This window comes from Streptomyces sp. NPDC049577 (assembly GCF_040675635.1).
GTDB lineage: Bacteria > Actinomycetota > Actinomycetes > Streptomycetales > Streptomycetaceae > Streptomyces.
In genome coordinates this window covers 1-2,221 of the sequence record NZ_JBFAPH010000571.1, presented here as the reverse complement: position 1 = coordinate 2,221, position 2,221 = coordinate 1, and the positions used below count along the sequence as shown (strand labels likewise).

The following is a 2,221-nucleotide window of genomic DNA, read 5'->3' as shown; positions in this document are numbered from 1 at the left end:
GCCGGCGTAGGTGCCGCGGGCCAGCTGGATGATCTGGCCGAGGGGGCTGTCGGCCTCCTCCAGGAGTTCGAACGCGGCCTGGCGGCGCGCCGCTTCGAGCAGCGAGGCGTCCGGCTCCGCGGCGACCTCGGCGAGGCAGGCGCGGACGGTCTCGACGACCAGGGGGCCGTTCTCCGGTTCGGCGCCGACGAGCGCCCGCCAGGAACCGCCCTCGCGGTAGCTGCGGTTCCAGGACTGGAAGTTGTAGCCGAGTCCCTTCTCGACGCGGAGCCTGCGGTAGAGCAGGGAGGCCGGTCCGCCGCCGAGCAGGTGGCCGAGGACGGTGTGGGCGTGGCGGGCCGGGTCGTGCACGGCGGGGGAGCGGCCGCCGACCGAGATCCAGCAGAACTCGTCGGGGAAGGCCGGAGGTTCGGCCTGCCGCGTCGGCGGCCGGAAGGGGAGCACCTCGGTCCGGTCCGTGCGGGCGGGGAGCTCGTCGATGCCGGTGCCCCGGATCGCCTCCCGGATCTCCTCGGCGTCGACGGGGCCGACGGCGATCAGGGCGACGGGCGCCGAGGCGAGCAGCTCGCGGTGGACCGACAGCAGCTCCGCCAGGGACGCCTGCCGCACCTCCTCGGGGGTGCCGCCGACCGGCCGGCCCAGCGGGTGCCCGGCGAAGAGCTCGCGGACGTAGGCGTCCTGCACGACGTCGTACGGGTCGGCCGCGGCGGCGGCCAGTTCCTGGAGCACGGCCCGCTGCTCGGCCTCGAAGTGCTCGTCGGTCACGTCGGGGCGGGCGGCGGCGGACGCGAGGGCGGCCATGGTGCGGGCCGCGAGGGCGGGCAGCACCTGGGCGTGCAGCAGCATCAGCTCCAGGCCGGTCACCGCGTTGCCCCGGCCGCCGAGCAGTTCGATCTCCTCGGCCAGCGGCCGCGGTTCGCCGCCGTCGCCGCGTGCGACGCGGGAGGACATCAGCAGGTGTTCGAGGAGGTGGAGGCTGCCGCCCCGGCCGGCCGGGTCGTGGCGGGAGCCCGCCCCGATCGCGACGCAGACCGCGGCGGTGGCGAACCGCGGGTCGGTGCGGGTGAGGATGCGCACGCCGTTGGGGAGGGTCAGCTGGTCGACGGACGGCATCGGATCTCCTGGAGCCGGGGGAGTCGGGAAGTCGGGGGAGTGGGGCAGAGGTTGGGCAGAGGTGGGGCCCGGCGCCCCGAATCGGCGCCGGGCCCTGGTCCTTCACCGGGAGTGAGCCCGGGTCACTTGCCCTGGACGGCCTTGTCCAGACGCGGGCGCAGACCGGTCGCGTGCTGGCGGGCGCCGGCGGCCTTGTCCAGACGCGGGCGCAGGGCGGTCGCGTGCTGGCGGGCGCCGGCGGCCTTGTCGAGACGCGGACGCAGGCCCGTCGCATGCTGGCGGGCACCCGCGGCCTTGTCCAGACGGGGACGCAGGGCGGTGACGTGCTGACGCTCCATGATGATCTCCTTTGGTCGAGCCGAATCCGATGATTGCGGCTTTTTCCTTCCGAGTCCCTTGCGGCCTCGGCGTGAGACAAAAATTAGCCGCCCCGGGGAATGTGGTGCAAGCCCTTTCCGCAGAAATTTCGGAATGGATTCCGTGGGTGAAAACGAAAAACTCCCGTATCGGCCTGCCCCTTTTTCGGACGGCCGATACGGAAGTCGAGATATTCGCTATATGTGCAGCTGAGGGGCTATGTCTGCCAGATCAGGCTGTTGATTCCCGTGACGCTCTCACCTTCAAGGAAAAGGCGGCACCAGATTTCCGCCGACCAGATGCGGAAAAGATTGCGCTCCGACATTCCCGCCACCAGATCGCACCATTCCCGGCTCCCGGTGCCCAGAATTCCGCGCAGTACCCCGTCCTCCAGATGCTTCGTGTCCAGCTGTCCCAGATACGCGGACACGGAGAAGTTGAAGCCGAATTTCTCCCGGTCCACGAGCGCGGCCGGCAGCCGGCGGCGGGCGACCGCCGCGAGCCCGGCCTTGAGCCGTGGCTCCAGATGGCGTTCCAGCGGCGAGTTGAGCGCGAAGGAGACCACCGAGGTGTCGAGGAACGGTTCGCGCACCTCGATCGACCCCTGCATGAGGTTCTTGTCCAGCCGGTTGAGCCCATGGCTGAGGAACAGCCGCATCGGCCTCTACTCTTTCGTCCACAGCCGAAAGAGTCACGGGGGCGGGGGCCGCATGCCGTTTCACATGCGCTTCGGGTCGGAGGACCTGCTGCG

3 protein-coding genes are annotated in these 2,221 nt (G+C 71.0%); all 3 read right to left on the bottom strand.

Annotated features, from left to right (window positions below; genetic code table 11):
• Nucleotides 1–1,113 (bottom strand): pitrilysin family protein (locus tag AB0K09_RS32760; RefSeq protein WP_366069035.1); only part of this gene is annotated, 1,113 nt, incomplete at its 3' end.
• Between the two features lie 122 nt (nucleotides 1,114–1,235).
• Nucleotides 1,236–1,451 (bottom strand): hypothetical protein, encoded by a 216-nt coding sequence (locus AB0K09_RS32755; protein WP_366069034.1) that lies wholly within the window; start codon nucleotides 1,449–1,451, stop codon nucleotides 1,236–1,238.
• A gap of 236 nt (nucleotides 1,452–1,687) precedes the next feature.
• A complete protein-coding gene (locus AB0K09_RS32750) occupies nucleotides 1,688–2,128 on the bottom strand; it encodes an asparagine synthase-related protein (protein ID WP_366069033.1) in 441 nt (146 codons plus the stop codon).
• Between the last annotated feature and the right edge of the window lie 93 nt (nucleotides 2,129–2,221).

What these genes read in the sequence shown, in the direction of transcription:
- AB0K09_RS32750 (WP_366069033.1), bottom strand. Translation starts at nt 2,128, where the DNA reads ATGCGGCTGTTCCTCAGCCATGGGCTCAACCGGCTGGACAAGAACCTC.
- AB0K09_RS32755 (WP_366069034.1), bottom strand. Translation starts at nt 1,451, where the DNA reads ATGGAGCGTCAGCACGTCACCGCCCTGCGTCCCCGTCTGGACAAGGCC.